This window comes from Nocardioides flavescens (genome assembly GCF_009823805.1).
Classification (GTDB): domain Bacteria; phylum Actinomycetota; class Actinomycetes; order Propionibacteriales; family Nocardioidaceae; genus Nocardioides; species Nocardioides flavescens.
Window position 1 is genome coordinate 52,988 of the sequence record NZ_WUEK01000016.1, and the last position, 18,852, is coordinate 71,839.

Here is an 18,852-nt window from a genome sequence, read left to right on the forward strand (position 1 = left end):
CCGGCGACACCATCGAGGGTCACCATCTAGGGTCACGGCGTGCCGGTGTGGAACACCTTCATCGAGGGTGACAACCTCGACGTGCTGCCGCAGCTGGCTGCGGAGGGGTTCTGCGCCGACCTGGTCTACCTCGACCCGCCGTACAACACCGGCCACGCCTTCGCCTACCGCGACGACCTCCGCGGCGCGGCCGGGCAGAGCCGCCACGACGCGTGGGTGGGGTTCATGCGGCCGCGGCTGGTCGCCGGCCGCGAGCTGATGGCCGAGTCGGGGGCGGTCTTCGTCAGCATCGACGACCACGAGGTGGCGCACCTGCGGCTGCTGATGGACGAGGTGTTCGGCGAGCAGAACTTCCTCGCGCAGGTCGTCGTCAACCTCAACCCGAAGGGCCGTCAGCTCGGCGGTGGCTTCGCCACCAGCCACGAGTACGTCCTCGTCTACGCCCGCGACGCGCGGAGCTGTGTGCTCGACGCCCGCAGCGCGGAGACGGTCGACGAGGCGGACTTCCCCCTCGTCGGAGACGACGGTCTGCGCTACCGGCACCTGCCGCTGCGCAACACCAACAAGCGGTTCAACCCGGTCACCTCCCCGACGCTGCACTACCCGTTGTACGGCGACCCGGGCTCGGGTCGGGTGAGCGCCGAGCCGTTCGAGGGCGGCGTCGAGATCGTCCCCGTCTTCGGCGACGGCCGGCCGGCGGTGTGGCGGTGGAGCCGGCCGATGGTGGAGCAACGCTCCGCCGACCTGGTCTGCCGCCCGGTCCGCGGCCGGAGCGGAGCACGTGTCGACGTGCTGCAGAAGGACTGGCTGCACCGCGACGCGCGCGGCGCGCGCCGCAAGAAGCTGCGCACGATCTGGCTGGCCGAGGAGATCGGCTCCACCGACACCGCGGTCGCGGAGCTGAAGGCGCTCGTGGGACACGTCTTCGAGACACCCAAGCCGACGGGGCTGCTGCGGCGCATCGTCGCGACGATGCCCGACGACGCGGTCGTGCTCGACTTCTTCGCGGGCAGCGGCACCACCGGGCACGCCGTCGCGCAGCTCAACGCCGCGGATGGTGGCACCCGGCAGTGCGTCAGCGTCGACGTGCCCGCACCCACCCGGCTCGGTTCCAACGCCCACGCTGCGGGGCTGCTCACCGTCGCCGACGTGACCCGCGCCCGCCTGCGCGCCGTCGCGGCGGCGTGCGGCGGCGGGTTGGTGGAGCGGGTCGTCGGGACCCCCTAGGAGTCTCCTAGGCCACCCCGGCTGCCTTCTCGAGGGCGTCGATCTCCCCGTCGAGGTGGGCGATGAAGCGCTGCAGGCGCGGCACTGTGCGGCGGCAGCCTGTGAGACCGAAGGCGAGCCGGCCGTCGTAGGACGTGCAGGTGATGTTGAGGCCCATCCCGTTGATGGGGATCGACAGCGGGTAGGTGCCGACCAGGCGCGCGCCGTTCCAGTAGTGGGTGGTGCGGGGGCCGGGGACGTTGCTGATGATGAGGTTGTAGGGCGGGCGGACGATGCCCTGCATCCGCAGCAGCGGGCCGAGGATCGCCGGGGTCTGGCCGATCGCGCTCATCGCGACGATCTGCACCGGCGTCATCGACGACAGTGCCTCCTTGCCGTCCTTCATCGAGTGGTGGATCGCGGTGAGGCGGCTGGCCGGGTCGCTGCGGTCGGTGGCGAGCTGGCACATCACCGCGCCGACGGCGTTGCCGCCCTCGGCCGAGGCGAGCCCCGACTTCTTGGCGTTGAGGCCCACCGGGACCATCGCGACGAGCGGTGCGTCGGGCAGGGCGTCGAGCTCCTCGAGGTAGCGGCGCACCGCGCCGCTGCACATCGCGAGGACGACGTCGTTGAGGGTGGTGTCGGTGGCCTTGCCGATGGCGCGCAGCCGCTCGATCGGCCAGTCCTGGGCGGCGAAGCGCCGTGAGCCCGTGATGCGCTGGTTGAACATCGTGCGCGGGGCGTAGAGGGACACGGCCGAGGTCTCGTTGCGCAGCCCCTTGGTCAGGGTCTTGACCAGGGCGCCCGGCAGCCCGGCGGCCTCCGCGGTGATGCCGAGCGCCGCGCGCAGCGCGGTCGCAGAGACGTCGGAGAGCGAGATCTCGGGGGCCGGCTTGCGTCGCCGCGGGCTCCGCGCGGCCCAGGGCGCGCCCATCCCGCGCTTGTCCGGGTCGGTCGTCAGCACGCTCTGGAGCAGGCGCATCGCGGAGACACCGTCGACGAGGGCGTGGTGGGTCTTGGTGTACATCGCGACCCGGCCGTCGCGCAGTCCCTCGATCACGTGGGCCTCCCACAGCGGGCGCTCCCAGGCGAGGCGGGTGCTGTGCAGGCGCCCGCACAGCTCGAGCAGCTCACGGATGCGGCCCGGCTTGGGCAGCGCGCTGTGGCGCACGTGGTGCTCGATGTCGAACTGCTCGTCCTCCTTCCACACCAGCTGGCCGGCCGTGCGCGCCGAGCGGTGGGGGTGCTTGAGGAACAGCGGGGCGATCTCCTCGACGTCACGCATCTGCTCGTACATCTCGCGCACGTAGTTGCGGCCTGCGCCCTCGGGCTTCTCGAACAGCTGCAGGCCCCCGACGTGCATCGGCATGCTGCGGTTCTCCGCCAGCAGGAACGCCGTCGCCGTCGGGTCGATCGGAGTGACCACACTTCCCCCTCGTGGTGGTGCGGTCCGGTGAAGGGGTCCGCGTGCAACGTCCTCGGTCGCGGCGCGACCACCCGATCCTCCTGCCCGAGTGACCCGCGCCACAACCCTGTCAGTGCCCAACGATCCGGACCGGCAGACGTCTCGGCCGGTGCCGCGTCGCGCAGGTCACGTCCACGAACCGTCCACAGGTGCGCGCTGCCGCCGGTCCCTCCACAGGCGGCGCCCGAGGCGGCCCGGACCGTCCGCCCCAGACCTAGCGTCAGAGCCGTGAACCGACCCGTGCTGCTCGTCCCGTCGCTCGTCCTGACCGCCCTCGTGCTCTGGGGCGCGGCCGCACCACCCGCGACGGCGACGTGGGCGCCGCCGCCGGTCGATCCCGCCCCCGGGGGGCCACTGCTGGGGGTCGGTCGGTGAGCGCCCCTGCGCGGGCCTCGCCGGTCTGGCACGATCCAGACCATGGAGCGCGGCCTGCTCGACCCGGAGCAGTTCGACCGGCTCTGGTCGCGCGGGCGCACCTCGGCACGCACCGCCCTGCGCACCGGCCTGGGACGGTTCGGCGACAAGCGGTGGCAGATCCTGCAGTGCGCCATCGCTGCGGGTGTCGCCTGGCTGATCGCCGCCGACCTCCTCGGGCACCCCAAGCCGTTCTTCGCTCCGGTCGCGGCGGTCGTCAGCCTCGGCACGTCGTACGGCCAGCGGTTGCGGCGGGTCGTGGAGGTGACCCTGGGGGTCGCGGTCGGGGTGTTCCTGGCCGACCTGCTCGTCGCCGGCATCGGCTCGGGGTGGTGGCAGCTGAGCCTCATCGTCGCCCTGTCGATGTCGATCGCCTTCGTCCTCGACGGGGGCCAGCTGTTCGTGACGCAGGCGGCGGTGCAGTCGATCGTGATCGCCTCGCTCGTGCCGGCGCCCTCCCAGGCCTTCGTGCGGTGGAGCGACGCCGTGGTCGGAGGGCTGGTCGCCCTCGTGGCCGCGACCCTGGTGCCGGCCGCCCCGCTGCGGCGTCCTCGCGAGCAGGCAGCGAAGGTCGTGCGCAAGATCGCCGAGCTGCTGCGCGCCGCCGGCGAGGTGATGGTCGACGGCGAGGCGCGCCGCGGGATGGCGCTGCTGGCCGACGCCCGCGCGACCGACAGCCTGATCCGTGAGCTCCAGGACGCCGCCGACGAGGGCATGGCCGTCGTCGAGTCCTCACCGTTCCGGATCCGGCACCGGCCGGGCATCCGGCGGATGGCCGACCTCGTCGAGCCGCTGGACCGGGCGCTGCGCAGCACCCGTGTGCTCGTGCGCCAGACCGCGGTCGCGGCCTACCACGGACGCGAGGTGCCGAAGTCCTACAGCCTGCTGGCGATCGACCTCGCCGACGCCGCCGACCAGGTCGCCGACGAGCTCGAGGCCAACCGGATGGCGGTCGGCGCGCGCGAGGCGCTGCTGGCGGTGGGGGAGGCCTCCGGGCTCGTCGAGCGGGCCTCGGCGATGACGGCCGAGACGCTGCTCGTGCAGCTGCGCTCGGTCACCGTCGACCTGCTGCTGCTCACCGGCATGACGCAGATCGAGTCCACCGAGGCGTTGCCGCCACCGCCGGACTGGGACGGCCCCCGGGAGTCGGATGGCTGACGCCGTCGAGCCCGCCGGGCCGCCGGACGTCGGGCAAGGCGTCGGGCACTGGGTGCTGCACGTCGACCTCGACCAGTTCCTGGCCGCGGTCGAGGTGCTGCGGCGCCCCGAGCTCGCCGGTCTCCCGGTGGTCGTCGGCGGCGACGGCGACCCGACCAAGCGTGGCGTCGTCTCGACCGCGTCCTACGAGGCACGGGCCCACGGCGTCGGCTCCGGCATGCCGCTGCGGATCGCGGCACGCAAGTGCCCCGAGGCGGTGTTCCTGCCGGTCGACCGGCCGGCCTACGACGCCGCGTCAGCCGAGGTGATGGCGACGCTGCGCGCGCTCGAGTGGGACGGGCACCCCGTCGTCGTCGAGGTCCTGGGGTGGGACGAGGCGTTCGTCGCCGCGGCCGCGCGACCCGCCGACGCAACGACGGGTGCCGCGACCCGCGGCGCGTCGTACATCGGTCGCGGCCGCCCGTGGGCCGGTGCCGACGACGCACACGGACTGACACCGGTGGTGGAGGCGGGGCAGGGGAGCCTCCCACCCGTGATCCCCGAGGGGAAGGGGGCCCTGGGAGGGTCTCGTCCGGGCCCCGGCTCGCCCACCGACCCGCGGGTCTTCGCGGCGCTGATCCGGGAGCGGGTGCTGGAGGCGACGCAGCTCCACTGCTCGGTGGGGATCGGCGACAACAAGCTGCGGGCGAAGATCGCGACGGAGTTCGGCAAGCCGCGGGGCAGTTTCGTGCTGACGGCGCAGAACTGGTCGGAGGTCATAGGAGAGCGCCCGACGCGGGCGCTGTGGGGAGTGGGGTCGAAGACCGCGAGGAAGCTGGCCGCGCTGGGCATCGAGACCGTCGACCAGCTGGCCCGCAGTGACGTGCGGGTGCTGGCGGCGGAGCTGGGCCCGACGATGGGGCCGTGGTACCACCGGCTCGGGCGCGGGGCCGGCGACAGCGTGGTGAGCGGCGAGCCCTACGTGCCGCGGGCGCACGGGCGGGAGACGACCTTCCAGACCGACCTCGAGGACTGGGTCGAGGTCGCCGCCGAGGTGAGGGCGCTGACCGAGCGGGTCAAGGCCGACATCGACGCGGAGGGCCGGTCGGCGGCGCGGGTCGGGCTCAAGCTGCGCTACCGCCCGTTCTCCACCGTCACCCGCAGCCTCACGCTGCCGGAGCCGACGACCGACCTCGCGACGCTGCAGACCGCAGCGGTCAGCCTGCTCGAGCGCGTCGAGCAGGACCGGGCGGTGCGGCTGCTCGGGGTGCGCCTGGAGATGGTGCCCCCGCCCGGCGGCTACTGAGCACCGCCGGTCAGGGCTCAGCGGCCGAGCGAGTCCCGCAGCTCCCGCACGACGGAGTCGACGACGGCGACGAGGTCGCCGTCGGTGGCGGCCGCGACCGCCCGCTGGCGCTGGTACGACGCCCCGCGGGTCGCGATCTCGAGGACCGAGGCGAGCTCGGCGGAGCAGCCGAGGCGCTCGGCGACCGGCTCGAGGCGCGCGACGAGGTCGGCGAGGTCGTCGAGGACGAGCCGCTCGGAGGAGTCGGCGTCGAGGATGACGATGGCCTCGAGGCCGTAGCGCGCGGCGCGCCACTTGTTCTCCTGCACGTGCCACGGTGGCAGCACGGGCAGGGGCTCGCCCGCGGCGAGGCGGGTGTCGAGGTCGACGACCAGGCAGTGCATCAGGGCGACGAGGGCGCCCAGCTCGCCGAGGGTCGAGACGCCGTCGCAGATCCGGTTCTCGAGGGTGCCGAGGTGCGGGGCGGGCCGCACGTCCCAGCGCACCTCGTTGAGCTCGTCGATGACCCCGGTGGTGACCTGGTCGCCGACGAAGGACTCGAACTCCGACCACTGCGAGAACTGGAACGGCAGCCCCGCGGTCGGCAGCTGCTGGAACATCAGCGCGCGGTTGGAGGCGTAGCCGGTGTCGACCCCGGCCCAGATCGGCGAGGACGCCGAGAGGGCCTGCAGGTGGGGGTGGTAGTTGAGCAGCGACGACAGCACCGGCATCACCCGCGCCTGCTCGGGCAGCCCGACGTGCACGTGCACGCCCCAGATGAGCATCTGCCGCCCCCACCACTGGGTGCGGTTGATGAGCTCCTCGTAGCGGTGGCCCTCGGTCAGCTGCTGCCCGGTCCACGATGCGAACGGGTGGGTGCCGCCGCCGTAGAGGTCGAGGCCGAGGTCGTCGGCCGCGGGCACGACGCCCTCGAGGGTGCGGCTGAGGTCGTCCATCGCCTCGGCCACGGTGTGGCACTTGCCGGTGACGACCTCGACGGTGTTCTTGAGCAGCTCCTTGTGCACCCGGCCCGGGTCGTCGAGGCGCGCCTTGGCCCGCGCGAACAGGTGCGCGGCGTCGTTGCGCAGGTCGCGGGTGCGCCGGTCGACCAGCGCCAGCTCCCACTCCACGCCGAGGGTGGGCTCGGGGGAGCCGTGGAAGTCGATCCGCACCGGATCAGCGTGTCACAGCGGCGAGCACGTCGAGCCAGCGCTGCGCCGTCGTCCCGTCGTACGGCGGCACGCGGCTCGTCACCGCGGACAGCACCTCGTCGCACGAGCGCCGGGCGAGGTCGACGACCTCGGGCGGGTAGCCGAAGGCCACCTGGTGCTCCTCGAACTCGTCCTCGTCGTCGACGAAGACCGTGCGGTCGAGCCGCTCGATCACGTCGAGGTCGAGGTCGACGGCCCGCACGACGGACCCGTCCCACCGCGGCACGGTCGTCATGTCGACGTAGGTCCACACGATGCCGCCGGGGCCGTGGAAGGTCGCGACGCACGGTGCGTCGGGCAGCAGGGTCACCTGGTCGTTGGTGGACACGAACGACGCCCCCGGCCGCGCCATGAGCGTGCCGGTGGGGAAGCCGATCCAGTCACCGTGCTCGTCGGAGCCGAGGTGCAGCGCCGGCATCTCCCAGTGCGGCCGCTCGCCCCACTTGGTGGTGGCGAGGCGGACCGGGGCTCCGAGGGGCAGGTCGACGGGCACCCGTCCTTCCTACCCCAGGCGGAGCACCTCGCGGGATCAGACGATCTGCGTCTTCGGCGGCAGCACCCGCTTGGAGGCGATGGCGACGACGTCCTGGTAGCGCGAGCCGAGCAGCTTGCCCATCGTGTGCAGCGCGTGGGCGTCGATGCCGACCAGCACGCGTGCCTTGTTCTTGAGGATGCCGGCGATGATGACCTCGGCGGCCCGCTCGGGGGTCATCTTGGCGAGCTTCTCGTCGAAGAACTTGGCCGTCTTCTCCTGCGACTCCTTCGCCGAGACGCGGGCGTTGCGGGCGATCGCGGTCTTGATGCCGCCGGGGTGCACCGAGGTGACGCCGACCGGGTGACCGGCGATGAGCATCTCCTCGCGCAGCGCCTCGGTCATGCCGCGCACGGCGTACTTGGTGGCGTTGTACATCGACTGTCCCGGCATCGAGACCAGCCCGAAGAGCGAGGACAGGTTGACGACGTGGCCGTCGCCGGAGGCGATGAGGTGGGGCAGGAACTCCTTGGTGCCGTGCACGACGCCCCAGAAGTTGACCCCGATGATCCAGTCGATGTCGGAGTAGTCGAGGTCGTCGAGGTCCCCCGACAGTGCGACGCCGGCGTTGTTGATCACGACGTTGACCCGGCCGAGGTCCTGCACGACGTCGAGGGCGTAGCGCTGCATCGCCCCGCGGTCGCTCACGTCGAGGCGGTCCGAGCGCACGCGGCGCACGCCAGCCCGCTCGACCAGCGAGACGGTCTCGGCGAGTCCGGCCTCGTCGACGTCGGAGAGGGCGAGCAGCGAGCCGCGGCGGGCCAGGTCGAGGGCGAGGGCGCGGCCGATGCCGGAGCCGGCGCCGGTGATCACGACCACCTTGTCGTCGAGCGTCTTCATGCGGAGACAACCTCCTGGAGGGGGTGGGCGGTGGCGGGGGTGACGGCGTACGCCGAGCGGTCGAAGCGGCGGGTCTCGGCGCGGAAGGCGAACGTCGAGCGGGGCCAGAGCGTGGTGTTGCGCCCGTGCTCGTCGAGGTACCAGCTCGAGCAGCCGCCGACGTTCCAGACCGTGGGGCGCATCCGCTCCTGCAGGTCCTCGTTGTAGCTCGCGGCGGCCTCCTCGGTGACCTCGAGCGTGGCGAGGCCGTGCTCGCGCGCGGTGCGCACGGCGTCGGTGAGGTAGGCGACCTGCGACTCGATCATGAACACCATGGAGGAGTGCCCGAGGCCGGTGTTGGGGCCCACGATGAAGAACAGGTTGGGGAACTCCGGCACCGTCGCGCCCTTGTAGGCGCTCATCCCGACCTCGTCCCAGCGGGCGCGCAGCGTGCGGCCATCACGGCCGACGACGTGCTCGGCGATGGGCAGGTCGGTGGTGTAGAAGCCGGTCGCCACGATCAGCACGTCGATCTCGCGCTCGGTGCCGTCGGCGGTGACGACCGCGTTGCCGGTGACCTCGGCGATGCCGTCGGTGACGAGGTCGACGTGGGGCTGGTCGAGCGCGGGGTACCAGTCGTTGGAGAGCAGGATCCGCTTGCAGAACGGCGTGAAGTCGGGCGTCACCTTGCGGCGCAGCTCCGGGTCCTTGATGCCGCGGCGGATGTTGAGCAGGCCCAGCGCGCGCGGGGCCGCCGTGAGCGCCGGGTAGCGGACGTAGGACGGCACGTTGGACTCGCGGATCCAGTAGTCGGCGACCCGGTAGGCCTTCTGGACCCCGGGGACGTGACGCATCGCGAGCCGCTCGGCCTTGGTGTAGCGACGCGCCACGCGCGGCAGGATCCACGGCGCGGTGCGCTGGTAGACGTCGAGGTGGGCGGCCTGCTTCGCGACCTCGGGGACGAGCTGGATGGACGAGGCGCCGGTGCCGATGACCGCGACCCGCTTGCCGGTGAGGTCGACTGAGTGGTCCCACTGGGCGGAGTGGAACAGCTCGCCCTGGAACCCCTCGATCCCCTCGATGGCGGGGAGCCTCGGCGCGGAGAGCGCGCCGGCGGCGACCACGACGAACTGCGCGTCGTACGTCGCGCCGGAGGTCGTCACCCGCCAGCGCTGCGCGGCGTCGTCCCAGGCGAGGTCCTCGACGGTGGTGTCGAAGACGAACCGGTCGAGCGTGCCGGAGCGCTCCGCGACGGACTGGATGTAGTCCTGGATCTCCGGCTGCGGTGAGTAGGAGCTCGACCACTCGGGATTGGGCGCGAAGGAGAAGGAGTAGAGCTGGCTCGGGACGTCGCAGGCGGCGCCGGGGTAGGTGTTGTCGCGCCAGGTGCCGCCGACGTCGGAGCCGCGCTCGACCACGACGAAGTCGCGCTCGCCGTCCTCCTGCAGCCGGATCGCCGCGCACAGGCCGGAGAAGCCGGCGCCGACGATCAGCGTCTTGACGGTCACGGTCGCTGCGGTGCGCGTCGGTGCGGTGACGCCTGGGGAGGGTGCCATGGCACGACGGTAGTGGCGTTGTTGAACGAGCGTCAATAAGATGGTCGCGTGAGCGCCCCCACACGGTCCCGGCTCGCGCCCGACGAGCGGCGCGACCAGCTGCTCGAGCTCGGTGTCTCCCTGCTGGCCGACCGGCCGCTGGAGGCGCTGACCATCGACCTGCTCGCCGAGCAGGGCGGCATCTCGCGCGGGCTGCTCTACCACTACTTCGGCTCGAAGCAGGCCTTCCACCTGGCCGTCGTGCGCCGGGCGGCAGACGACCTGATCGCCCGCACCGCGCCCCCGGCGCACGGTGATCCGCTCGAGCGCCTGCACACCGGCACCGTCGCCTACGTCGACTACGTGCTCGCCTCCTACGACGGCTACGTCTCGCTCGTGCGCGGCGCCGCCGGCGGCAACGCCGAGCTGCGTGAGATCTACGAGGAGGTGCGCGCAGCGCTGTCCGACCGGATCTTCGACGAGGACCCCGACGGGCTCCTCGTCACCGACACCCCCGCCCACCGCCTGCTCGTGCGCGGCTGGACGGCGATGGTCGAGGAGCTCGTGCTCGCCTGGGCCGCCGACGAGCGCGCCGGCCGCGCCCGGCTCACCCGCGCCGAGCTCGACGGGCTCGTCGTCGGAGCGCTACCGGCGCTCCTCGCCGCTGCCCCCTGACGCGTGGTCGGCCGCCCGACCCTCCGCGACGAGGCGAGCGCGCTCTTCGGGTCGCAGGGCGTGCCAGGCGTGCTGGACCTCGGTCATGCCACGGTCGGCGAGGAGGCGGAGCTCCGGGTCGGCGGCGAGCTCGCGCAGGCTGAGCCGTCCTTCCAGGACCCTGCCGATCCCTTCACGGAGAGCGGCGTTCCCGGGCTCGTCCGCCAGACGGCGGCGCAGGTCGCCCAGCGAGCTGCGGAGCAGGGCCGCGGCGCGCGGGTCCCCGTCGACGAACTCCGCGATGCTGTCGGGCGAGCCGTCCGACGAGCCTTGCGACGGGCTCACGACGGATCCAGGCTCGAGCGTCCGAGGGTGTGCTGGTCCCAGGCGTCGACGTACGCGCGCGACTGCGGGCCGAGGTGCTCGGCCAGCAGCGACGGGTGCAGGCGATGGCCGGACACCGCGCTCGCCAGGGCCTCCAGGAAGCCGGTGCAGATGGCGTTGCGCATCCGCTGGTCCGAGCCAGCCAGGTGGCGCTCGACGACGGCCAGCGCCTCGCCGAACCGGTCCGGGGCGAGACGCTCGGCGCGTCGCGCGAGCGCACCGCCCACCTCCCCCAGCCAGAGCGTGGGGGCGTCGGGGTCGGGGACGGGATCGTCCCCGGCCTCGGTCATCGCCTCGCGCAGCTCGGGGACGGCGGCGAACAGCTCCCGGGCGAGGTCGTCGAGCTCGGTCATGGCACTCACTTCCCGGACAGCGCGTCCTGCAGGTCCTTGATGACGTTCTCGGCCGCGGCCCGGTCGCCCGGCGAGGCGTCCGGGTGGTTGCGCAGCCACTTCTCCAGGCGCCCGATCATCTCCTGGGCCTTCTGGGAGTGGAACGCTCCACCCACCGGCTGTCCGGTGGCCAGCTCGTGACGCACCGCGGCGGCCGTCGAGCCGCTGCCCACCTGGGCGTTGTCGCGGTAGTTCTCCCGCATCAGCTTCGTGAGGTCGGGGTCCTTGGTGCTGGGTCTGCCCATCTCCCGGCGCAGCTCGACGAGGAACTTCTCGTGCTTGGCCCGGTTGGCCGCGTCGCTGATGCGGCGGAACCGCCTGGCCAGGATCGGCACCTTGCCGGCGACCCTGGTCAGGCGCACCACCGCAGCGGCGCGGACCACGGCCTTCATCGCGGTGAAGGCGCCGATGACCTTGCGGGCCGCGGCTGCGAGGCGCCACCCCGCCACGACACCACCGGCGGCCCCAGCTCCACCGGCGGTGAAGAGGGAGCCCACCCCGGCGATCACCGCCGTGATGCCGATCTCGACGGCGAGGTCCTCCAGGATGCCGCGGACGGTCTCGCGGACCGCCTCGACCTGGGTCGCGTAGTCGTCGCACGCGTTGCCGAGGTCCTCGCAGTGCACCTTGAACTGCTCGATCTCGAGCAGCAGCCCACGGGTCACCGACGTCGCGGTGCCGACCTCGGGCGACTCCTGGCCCTCGAGCTCCGACACGGCGACGTCGAGGTACGGCGAGACCGAGGTCTGCAGCATCCGCCCGAAGTGGCGCCACGTCTCGCCGGCCCGGCGCAGCCGCGCGACGTCCGCACCCGGCCAGGTCCACCCCTCGAGGTAGTCGGTGAGCATGTCCCAGAACTTCGGGGTGCCGGGGTCGTCGCCTCCCACGGCGCTGGGCGGGGTGAAGGCGCCGACCGTGACGGTGGTGTCGGGCAACGGGTCGAACTGGCCGCCGGTGTACTCCGGCGGGGTCTTGCTGTAGCGCGAGGCGTTGTTGGCTCCGCGGTGATTGGCGCCGCTGGCCGAGGTGATGAGGGCCAGGGCGGCGAGGGCGCCGACGAGGTCGGCCGCGGCCGCCATCGTGTCGGCCGCCGCGCCGTCGTAGCCCGCGGCGAAGTCGTCGGAGGTCTTGTCGTCGCCGGCCATCTGGCCGTAGCCGGCGAGAGCGCCCTCCATTCCGGTGCAGAGCTGAGCGGCCACCTTGTTGGCCAGGGCGAAGGACTCCGCCGCGCGGTCGAACGCGGCCGGGTCGACCGTCACCATCAGTCGAGCCCCTGCCACATCGCGACGTTGCCCCGGACCGCCTGTGTGTAGTTGGTGTGGGCGACCCGGGCGGCGGCGCGCATCGCCTCGAGCGCTTCCTGCATGTCGGCCATGCCTGCCGACCACTCCTCGTGCGCCTCGCGCTGCGCGGTGGCCGTCAGTCCGGTCCAGTGGTCGTGGAGTCGGGCCACCTGCTGCTCGAGGTCGTCGGTGGCCGCCTGCAGCCGTTGGTGGCAGGTCGCGAGGTCACCGATGACGGCCTCGAGCTCGCCCGTGTCGACGTGGAAGGCGTCCGGTGCGTCGGAGCCCATCAGCCGAGCCTGTCCACGATGCGCGCCGAGACCTGGTCGAGGCTCGCCTGGGAGGCGGCGTCCTGCTCGGTCATGTCTCGGTGCACGGCGTCGAGGAGGGCGGCCATCGCCTCCAGGCCCCCCTCGACCTGGGTCGCGCCGGCCCGCCACTCCTCCCAGGCCTCGGAGAACGCCGTCGCAGCGCTGCCGGTCCAGCCGGTGCCGAGGAAGCCGGACATCGTGTTGTCGGCGTTCGCTCGCGCCTGTTGCAGCTGCTCCCGGGCGTGCTGCACGTCGCTCACCGCCTTGCGGAGGGCCTGGTGCTCCAGGTGGATGTCCACCTTCTCAGCCTTGACGCGGGTCGCGGGCGTGAAACCTCAGGCGGCGCCGATGACCTCGGCGAGCTGGTCGAGACCCCAGGAGAGGTCCTCGGGGGAGACGACGAGCGGGGGAGCGAGGCGGATGGTCGAGCCGTGGGTGTCCTTGGCGAGGACGCCGCGGGCCATGAGGGCCTCGCAGACCTCGCGGCCGGTGCCGATCGCGGGGTCGATGTCGAGCCCGGCCCACAGTCCGCGCACGCGGACCGCGAGGAGGCCGCGGCCGATCATCGACTCGAGGCGCTCGCGCAGCAGCTCGCCGAGGTCGGTGGCGCGCTGCTGGAACTCGCCGGTCTGCAGCATCCGCACGACCTCGGAGCCGACGGCGCAGGCCAGCGGGTTGCCGCCGAACGTCGAGCCGTGCTGGCCGGGCTTGAGGACGCCGAGCACGTCGCGGTCGGCGACCACGGCCGAGACGGGCACGATGCCGCCGCCGAGGGCCTTGCCGAGCACGTAGAGGTCGGGGACGACGCCCTCGTGGTCGCACGCGAAGGTGCGCCCGGTGCGGCCGAGGCCGGCCTGGATCTCGTCGGCCGCGAAGAGCACGTTGCGGGCGGTGCAGACCTCGCGCACGCCGCGCAGGTAGCCCTCCGGCGGGATCACGACGCCGCCCTCGCCCTGGATGGGCTCGATCAGCACGGCGACGGTGTGCTCGTCGATCGCGGCCGCGAGGGCCGCCAGGTCGCCGTACGGCACGGTGACGAAGCCGGGGGCGAAGGGGCCGAAGCCGTCACGGGCGTCGGGGTCGTCGGAGAAGCCGACGATGGTGGTGGTGCGACCGTGGAAGTTGCCGGAGGCGACGACGATCCTGGCCATCCCGTCGGGGACGCCCTTGACCTCGTAGCCCCACTTGCGGCAGACCTTGATGGCGGTCTCGACGGCCTCGGCGCCGGTGTTCATCGGCAGCACGAGGTCCTTGCCGCACAGGTCGCCGAGCGCGGCGGTGAAGTCGGCGAAGGTGTCGTGCACGAAGGCGCGGCTGGTCAGCGTCAGCTGGTCGAGCTGGGCGTGGGCCGCGGCGAGCAGGCCGGGGTGGCCGTGGCCGAAGTTGAGAGCGGAGTAGCCCGCGAGCAGGTCGAGGAAGCGGCGGCCGTCGACGTCGGTCATCCAGGCGCCCTCGGCGTGGGCGAGCACGACCGGGAGGGGGTGGTAGTTGTGCGCGGTGCGGGCCTCGGCGCGCTCGAACTCGGTGTGCGTGCGGGCGTGGTCGACGGCGGTCATGCGTCCTCCGGGCGGCTCTGCCAGTAGGGGTGGGCTCCAGGTGTCAGATTGTCTGACAATCTGCGTACGTCGTCAGCGTAGCCGGACGCGGATGGTCGTGCCACCCGGAGCGCTCGTGAGGCTCACGTGACCCCCGTGCGAGCGCACGATGGCGTCGACCAGCGACAGCCCCAGCCCGGCCCCGCCGGTGCGCTGCCGGGCCTCGTCGACCCGAGCGAAGCGCTCGAAGGCGTGGTCGACGAACTCCGCGGGGAAGCCCGGTCCGTCGTCGTGCACGTCGAAGCCGTCGGGGTGTCCCGTCACGGTGACGGTCGTGCCGGGCGGGGTGTGCTTGCGGGCGTTGGTGAGCAGGTTGGTCACCACCTGGTGCAGCCGCTGCTCGTCGCCGACCACCTCGAGCGGGGTGTCGGGCAGGTGCAGGCGCCAGTGGTGCTCGGTGCCGAGCACCCGGGCGTCCGAGACCGCTTCGAGCAGCAGGTGGGTCAGGTCGACCGGCTCCGCGGCCAGGGGCCGGCCCGCGTCGAGGCGGGCGAGGAGCAGCAGGTCCTCGACGAGGGCGGTCATCCGTCCCGACTCCTCCTCGACCTTGTCGAGCGCGGTGCGCACCGTCGACTCGTCGGGGCGGCGGCGCGCCAGCTCGGTGTAGCCCGCGATCGTCGCCAGCGGGGTGCGCAGCTCGTGGCTCGCGTCGGCGACGAACTGGCGCACCTGGGTCTCGCTGCGGTGGCGCGCGGCCAAGGCCGTCTCGACGTGGTCGAGCAGGGTGTTGAGGGCCGCCCCGACCTGGCCGACCTCGGTCCGCTCGTCGGTGAGGCGCGCCGGCACCCGCTCGGCCAGCTCGATGTCGCCCTCGGCCAGCGGCAGCTCGGCGACCCGGTGGGCCGTGCCGGCCACCTGGCGCAGCGGTCGCAGCTCGCGTCGCACCAGCAGCAGCCCGACGCCCGCCGCCAGCACCGCCCCGACGGCGATGAGCACGAGCTCGTAGGTGACCAGCGAGTCGACCGCCTCGTCGACGGCCTTGGTCGGCAGCGCGACGACGTACGTCGTGCCGTCGTCGCTCAACGCCTCCGCGCGGTAGCTGCCCAGCCCGGGGACGTCGACGTCGCTCGGGCCGCCGTCGGCCTCGACCTGCTGCAGCGCGGCGATCTCGTCGTCGTCGAGCGTCTCGGCGTACGGCCCGAAGCCCGCGCGCTGGGCCACCACGACGGTGCCGTCGCTCACGACCACCGTGAGCGCGCCGGGCTGGCGGCCGCCCCCGCCTCCGGGCGGGGGGCGCGTGCCGTCGCCGGGACCGAGGTCGCCGGCGTCGTCGGAGATCCGGGCCAGGCCGCGAACGCTGTCGCGCAGCTGCTCGTCGACCTGCTCGGTGAGCCGGTTGTGCATCGCGAGCGACGCCGCCACCCCGATGAGGACCGAGACGGCGACGACCAGCGCGACCGCGACGACGACGAGCCGGGTCGAGAGCCGCCTCATCCCTGGGTCGTTCCGTGGGTCGTTCCCCGGGTCGTTCCCTGGGTCGTCGTTCCCTGGGTCATCACTGGGTCGGGGCTGGCTTCAGCACGTAGCCGGCGCCGCGCATGGTGTGGATCATCGGGGTGCGGCCGGCGTCGATCTTCTTGCGCAGGTAGGAGATGTAGAGCTCGACGACGTTGGCCTGGCCTCCGAAGTCGTAGTTCCAGACCCGGTCGAGGATCTGCGCCTTGCTGAGCACCCGGCGCGGGTTGCGCATCAGGAAGCGCAGCAGCTCGAACTCCGTCGCGGTCAGCACGACCTCCTCGCCGCCGCGCGAGACCTCGTGGCTGTCCTCGTCGAGCTCGAGGTCGCCGACGACCAGCACCGAGCGGTCCTGGGCGCGCTGCGCACCGGCGCGCCGCATCAGCCCGCGCAGCCGGGCGACGAGCTCCTCGAGCGAGAACGGCTTGGTGACGTAGTCGTCGCCGCCCGCCGTCAGGCCGACGACGCGGTCCTCGACGGCGTCCTTGGCGGTGAGGAAGACGACGGGTACGTCGGGCTGCGTGGTGCGCAGGCGGCGCAGCACCTCGAGGCCGTCGATGTCGGGGAGCATGAGGTCGAGGACGACCGCGTCCGGGGTGAGGTCGACAGCGGCGCGCACGGCAGCGGTGCCGCTGAGCGCGGTCTGCACCTGCCAGCCCTCGTAGCGCAGCGCCATCGCGACCAGCTCGGCGATGTTGAGCTCGTCGTCGACCACCAGGACCCGCAGCGGGGAGCCGTCGGGGCGGGTGAGGTCGGCGTCGCCGGTGCTCGACACGGGTGCGGTCGTCATGGACGCCATCCTGCTCCCGGAGTCTGTGGTCCGCCTGTGAAGATCCTGACCGCCGGATGTCATCCGGCACCCAACCGGATTGGCCCGCGCTCCGTCATGAGAGGTACAAAGGCTGGGCACCTCACGCACCACAGGACGCGGGAGACACGGTGGCGAGCACTCGGGACGACGCCTTCACGGCCTACGTCTCGAGCCGTCGCGCCCAGCTGTTCCGTGCTGCGTACCTGCTGTGCGGAGACCCGCACAGGGCGGAGGACATCGTGCAGACCGCGCTCGCCAAGCTGTACGTCGCGTGGCCGCGAGCCTCCAAGGCCGACTCCGTCGACGCCTACGTGCGCCGCATCATCGTCAACAGCCACCTCGACGAGCACCGCCGCCCGTGGCGCCGCGAGTCCCCGACCGAGGACGACCGCCTCGACCGCGCCGCCCCGACCGGCGTGAGCCCGGAGGACTCCGACGCGCTGTGGCGCGCCCTGCGCTCGCTCGGGCCCAAGCAGCGCCGCGTCGTCGTGCTGCGGCACTACTGGGGCCTCTCAGTCGAGGAGGCCGCCGCCGACCTCGGGGTCAGCCCCGGCACCATCAAGAGCCAGACCTCGGCCGCGCTGGAGAAGCTGCGCCACCTGCTCACCCCGACCGAGCCGGCCGGCTCGGGCCTGCGAGGAGCCCGACGGTGAACGACGACGCCGAGCGGCGGCTCGAGGAGCGGCTGCACGACCTCGCCGGCGGGCTGATGCCGCCCGTGGTGCCCCCCTCCGACGACGTCCGACGCGGACGCCGCCGGCTGCGCCGGGTCCGCGCCGCGATGGCCGGTGCCACGGGAGCGGCCGTCGTCGCCGTCGTGGGTCTCGCGGGGCTGACGGCCGGCGACCCGACCGCGACCGAGATCGCCCCCGCCAGCCAGCTGCCGGCGACGTCGCAGACCTCCGCGCCGACCCCGTCGGCCTCCGCCGAGCCCGAGGGCGCCGGACCCGCGAGCCCGTCCGGCTCCGGTGAGGCTGCGGCTGGCGAGCAGCGCGGTCCCGCCGCCACGGGCTCGGCGGCCGACGGCACGGGCGGCGGTGACGTGCGCGGGACCGACCAGGGCCGCGGCGGCTCGGACCAGTCCCACCACCAGACCAGCGGCCAGACCAGCGCCCAGCCCGGCTCGGACGCGCCCGACGCACCCGCCTCGCAGGACCCCGCCTCGCCGCAGAGCACCGGTCCCTCGGCCTCGGGCCCGACCACCTCGCCGACCCCGACGTCCTCGTCGACCGGTCTGCCGACCGCGCCGACGACCGACCCGACCAGCCCGACGACGGGCCCCACCGCCCCGACCACGGGCCCGACCACGGCGCCGACAGGCCCGACCAGCGGGCCCACCGCGCCCCCGTCCGGTCAGCCGAGCGGCCCGGTCGTGCCGGTGCCGCCGCCGTCCGACGGCACGGTGCGGGTGCACGCCACCCTGCGCTACTGGAACGAGGTGCTCGCCACCCACCTCGACCCCACCCGCGACCACCTCGCGGCGTACTCCCGCAAGACGGGCGTCCGGCAGACCACGGTGCGCGACGGGAAGCTGTTCGCCCTCGGCTCGACGTACGCCTGGACCCTCCCGGGCCCCAGCGCGAAGGCGCCCGGGACGACCGTGCCGCTGCAGGTCCGCGTCGCCACCGGCTGGGACCAGGTCCCGTGGTCGTGCGGGTCGATCCCGTCGGCGTGGAGCTGCACGCCGGGCGACCCGGACAGCTCGGACGACCCGGGCGACACTGACACGCTGCGTTCCGAGGTCGCCGTCCACGACGGCGTGCGCCAGGTGGCCGTCGAGCACGCCGACGGTCAGGTCGTGGTGCTCACCGCGACCCCCTCGACCGCTCGCACCGGTGGCATCGACGCCGATGTCGACGACCTGCTCGCCGCGGCCGCCGACGTCCGGCTGAGCCTGCCCGGCGACGCGCCGGTCGCGCCGCCGACCATCGACCCCTCCGCGTTCGAGGACGCCGGGGAGACCGCGCTGGTCGACGCGACCGCGGGGGAGCAGTGGCTGCGCACCCGGGCCGACCGCGCCCCGCGGGTGAGCGGCCAGCGCTCGGTCGACGGCACCGTCCGCGGGACCCTCGCATGGTGGGCGACGCCCACCTACAGCGGCGGCGGGTGGACCTGCCTGACGTCCTACCGCACCTGCACCGACGTGCAGGTGGGCTCCGGCGCCGACGCCGAGGTCGTCCACGTGGCGAGCGTGCGGTCCCGCGCCGGCGGTGGCTGGGTCGTCGTGCACGAGGGCCCGTCGTACGTCGTGAGCGTCTACTCCGCCGACCGCACCCTGGCCCGCAAGCGCGCCATCGCCTTCGTCACCGACCCCGCCTGGCAGCCGACCCGCTGACTGGGGCCGTTCCCCACCCGTGCGCGAG

The 18,852-nt window shown here is 73.3% G+C and carries 20 protein-coding genes; 7 read left to right on the forward strand and 13 right to left on the reverse strand.

What is annotated here, in order from left to right; all coding sequences use genetic code 11:
* Window positions 1-39 precede the first annotated feature (39 nt).
* The gene (locus GRQ65_RS20525; RefSeq protein WP_160879873.1) at window positions 40-1,227 is read left to right on the forward strand and encodes a DNA methyltransferase; all 1,188 of its coding nucleotides are present in this window, start codon (window positions 40-42) and stop codon (window positions 1,225-1,227) included.
* A gap of 7 nt (window positions 1,228-1,234) precedes the next feature.
* Here GRQ65_RS20525 and GRQ65_RS20530 read toward each other — a convergent pair whose 3' ends face one another.
* Window positions 1,235-2,632: a wax ester/triacylglycerol synthase family O-acyltransferase gene (locus tag GRQ65_RS20530; RefSeq protein WP_160879874.1), complete on the reverse strand. Its 1,398-nt coding sequence runs from the start codon at window positions 2,630-2,632 to the stop codon at window positions 1,235-1,237.
* A gap of 267 nt (window positions 2,633-2,899) precedes the next feature.
* On the opposite strand from GRQ65_RS20530, the gene GRQ65_RS20535 reads away from it, so the two are divergent.
* From GRQ65_RS20535 to GRQ65_RS20545, 3 genes are read left to right on the forward strand one after another with little or no spacing between them, the layout of a single operon-like run.
* Complete coding sequence (locus tag GRQ65_RS20535; protein ID WP_160879875.1) at window positions 2,900-3,046, forward strand: hypothetical protein; 147 nt, start codon at window positions 2,900-2,902, stop codon at window positions 3,044-3,046.
* 42 nt (window positions 3,047-3,088) lie between these two features.
* A complete protein-coding gene (locus GRQ65_RS20540) occupies window positions 3,089-4,243 on the forward strand; it encodes an FUSC family protein (protein ID WP_160879876.1) in 1,155 nt (384 codons plus the stop codon).
* Window positions 4,236-5,528, forward strand: a complete 1,293-nt coding sequence (locus tag GRQ65_RS20545; protein WP_160879877.1) for a Y-family DNA polymerase — start codon at window positions 4,236-4,238, stop codon at window positions 5,526-5,528. The genes GRQ65_RS20540 and GRQ65_RS20545 overlap by 8 nt, the downstream gene beginning before the upstream one ends.
* A gap of 17 nt (window positions 5,529-5,545) precedes the next feature.
* On the opposite strand, the gene GRQ65_RS20550 is transcribed toward GRQ65_RS20545, so the two are convergent.
* The 4 genes from GRQ65_RS20550 to GRQ65_RS20565 are packed head-to-tail and all read right to left on the reverse strand — an operon-like array spanning window position 5,546 to window position 9,625.
* Window positions 5,546-6,679, reverse strand: coding sequence for a glutamate--cysteine ligase (locus tag GRQ65_RS20550; protein WP_160879878.1), 1,134 nt, complete (start codon window positions 6,677-6,679; stop codon window positions 5,546-5,548).
* A gap of 4 nt (window positions 6,680-6,683) precedes the next feature.
* Complete coding sequence (locus tag GRQ65_RS23120) at window positions 6,684-7,211, reverse strand: DUF402 domain-containing protein (protein WP_160879879.1); 528 nt, start codon at window positions 7,209-7,211, stop codon at window positions 6,684-6,686.
* A gap of 36 nt (window positions 7,212-7,247) precedes the next feature.
* Window positions 7,248-8,090: an SDR family NAD(P)-dependent oxidoreductase gene (locus GRQ65_RS20560; RefSeq protein WP_160879880.1), complete on the reverse strand. Its 843-nt coding sequence runs from the start codon at window positions 8,088-8,090 to the stop codon at window positions 7,248-7,250.
* Window positions 8,087-9,625 (reverse strand): flavin-containing monooxygenase, encoded by a 1,539-nt coding sequence (locus tag GRQ65_RS20565; protein ID WP_160879881.1) that lies wholly within the window; start codon window positions 9,623-9,625, stop codon window positions 8,087-8,089. The genes GRQ65_RS20560 and GRQ65_RS20565 overlap by 4 nt, the downstream gene beginning before the upstream one ends.
* A 48-nt stretch (window positions 9,626-9,673) precedes the next feature.
* Here GRQ65_RS20565 and GRQ65_RS20570 point away from each other — a divergent pair, with 48 nt between their 5' ends.
* Entirely contained in the window at window positions 9,674-10,279 is a 606-nt protein-coding gene (locus tag GRQ65_RS20570; RefSeq protein WP_160879882.1) for a TetR family transcriptional regulator, read from the forward strand.
* Here GRQ65_RS20570 and GRQ65_RS20575 read toward each other — a convergent pair.
* From GRQ65_RS20575 to GRQ65_RS20610, 8 genes are all read right to left on the reverse strand, one after another.
* A complete protein-coding gene (locus GRQ65_RS20575) occupies window positions 10,250-10,603 on the reverse strand; it encodes a hypothetical protein (RefSeq protein ID WP_160879883.1) in 354 nt (117 codons plus the stop codon). The two genes, GRQ65_RS20570 and GRQ65_RS20575, sit on opposite strands and share 30 nt — an antisense overlap.
* Window positions 10,600-10,995 carry a DUF7674 family protein gene (locus GRQ65_RS20580; protein ID WP_160879884.1) on the reverse strand — a complete coding sequence of 132 codons (396 nt, stop codon included), beginning with the start codon at window positions 10,993-10,995 and terminating at the stop codon, window positions 10,600-10,602. Before GRQ65_RS20580 ends, GRQ65_RS20575 begins: the two co-directional genes overlap by 4 nt.
* Window positions 10,996-11,000: 5 nt before the next feature.
* Window positions 11,001-12,296, reverse strand: a complete 1,296-nt coding sequence (locus tag GRQ65_RS20585; protein WP_160879885.1) for a WXG100-like domain-containing protein — start codon at window positions 12,294-12,296, stop codon at window positions 11,001-11,003.
* Entirely contained in the window at window positions 12,296-12,607 is a 312-nt protein-coding gene (locus GRQ65_RS20590; protein ID WP_160879886.1) for a WXG100 family type VII secretion target, read from the reverse strand. Before GRQ65_RS20590 ends, GRQ65_RS20585 begins: the two co-directional genes overlap by 1 nt.
* The gene (locus GRQ65_RS20595) at window positions 12,607-12,927 is read right to left on the reverse strand and encodes a WXG100 family type VII secretion target (protein ID WP_160879887.1); all 321 of its coding nucleotides are present in this window, start codon (window positions 12,925-12,927) and stop codon (window positions 12,607-12,609) included. The genes GRQ65_RS20590 and GRQ65_RS20595 overlap by 1 nt, the downstream gene beginning before the upstream one ends.
* A 36-nt stretch (window positions 12,928-12,963) precedes the next feature.
* Entirely contained in the window at window positions 12,964-14,184 is a 1,221-nt protein-coding gene (rocD, locus tag GRQ65_RS20600; RefSeq protein ID WP_160879888.1) for an ornithine--oxo-acid transaminase, read from the reverse strand.
* Window positions 14,185-14,256: 72 nt separating this feature from the next.
* Window positions 14,257-15,657 carry a sensor histidine kinase gene (locus GRQ65_RS20605; RefSeq protein WP_160879889.1) on the reverse strand — a complete coding sequence of 467 codons (1,401 nt, stop codon included), beginning with the start codon at window positions 15,655-15,657 and terminating at the stop codon, window positions 14,257-14,259.
* 61 nt (window positions 15,658-15,718) lie between these two features.
* Window positions 15,719-16,477: a response regulator transcription factor gene (locus GRQ65_RS20610; protein WP_160879890.1), complete on the reverse strand. Its 759-nt coding sequence runs from the start codon at window positions 16,475-16,477 to the stop codon at window positions 15,719-15,721.
* Between the two features lie 140 nt (window positions 16,478-16,617).
* On the opposite strand from GRQ65_RS20610, the gene GRQ65_RS20615 reads away from it, so the two are divergent.
* Entirely contained in the window at window positions 16,618-17,142 is a 525-nt protein-coding gene (locus GRQ65_RS20615; protein WP_337191915.1) for a SigE family RNA polymerase sigma factor, read from the forward strand.
* A complete protein-coding gene (locus tag GRQ65_RS22275) occupies window positions 17,139-18,824 on the forward strand; it encodes a hypothetical protein (RefSeq protein ID WP_202388449.1) in 1,686 nt (561 codons plus the stop codon). Before GRQ65_RS20615 ends, GRQ65_RS22275 begins: the two co-directional genes overlap by 4 nt.
* The last annotated feature ends 28 nt before the right edge of the window (window positions 18,825-18,852 follow it).

Bases quoted from the DNA above. Each gene is read 5' to 3' on its own strand.
- GRQ65_RS20540 (WP_160879876.1), top strand. From the start codon at position 3,089: ATGGAGCGCGGCCTGCTCGACCCGGAGCAGTTCGACCGGCTCTGGTCG.
- GRQ65_RS20545 (WP_160879877.1), top strand. From the start codon at position 4,236: ATGGCTGACGCCGTCGAGCCCGCCGGGCCGCCGGACGTCGGGCAAGGC.
- GRQ65_RS20560 (WP_160879880.1), bottom strand. From the start codon at position 8,090: ATGAAGACGCTCGACGACAAGGTGGTCGTGATCACCGGCGCCGGCTCC.
- GRQ65_RS20565 (WP_160879881.1), bottom strand. From the start codon at position 9,625: ATGGCACCCTCCCCAGGCGTCACCGCACCGACGCGCACCGCAGCGACC.
- GRQ65_RS20580 (WP_160879884.1), bottom strand. From the start codon at position 10,995: ATGACCGAGCTCGACGACCTCGCCCGGGAGCTGTTCGCCGCCGTCCCC.
- GRQ65_RS20585 (WP_160879885.1), bottom strand. From the start codon at position 12,296: ATGGTGACGGTCGACCCGGCCGCGTTCGACCGCGCGGCGGAGTCCTTC.
- GRQ65_RS20590 (WP_160879886.1), bottom strand. From the start codon at position 12,607: ATGGGCTCCGACGCACCGGACGCCTTCCACGTCGACACGGGCGAGCTC.
- rocD (WP_160879888.1), bottom strand. From the start codon at position 14,184: ATGACCGCCGTCGACCACGCCCGCACGCACACCGAGTTCGAGCGCGCC.
- GRQ65_RS20605 (WP_160879889.1), bottom strand. From the start codon at position 15,657: ATGAGGCGGCTCTCGACCCGGCTCGTCGTCGTCGCGGTCGCGCTGGTC.
- GRQ65_RS20610 (WP_160879890.1), bottom strand. From the start codon at position 16,477: ATGGCGTCCATGACGACCGCACCCGTGTCGAGCACCGGCGACGCCGAC.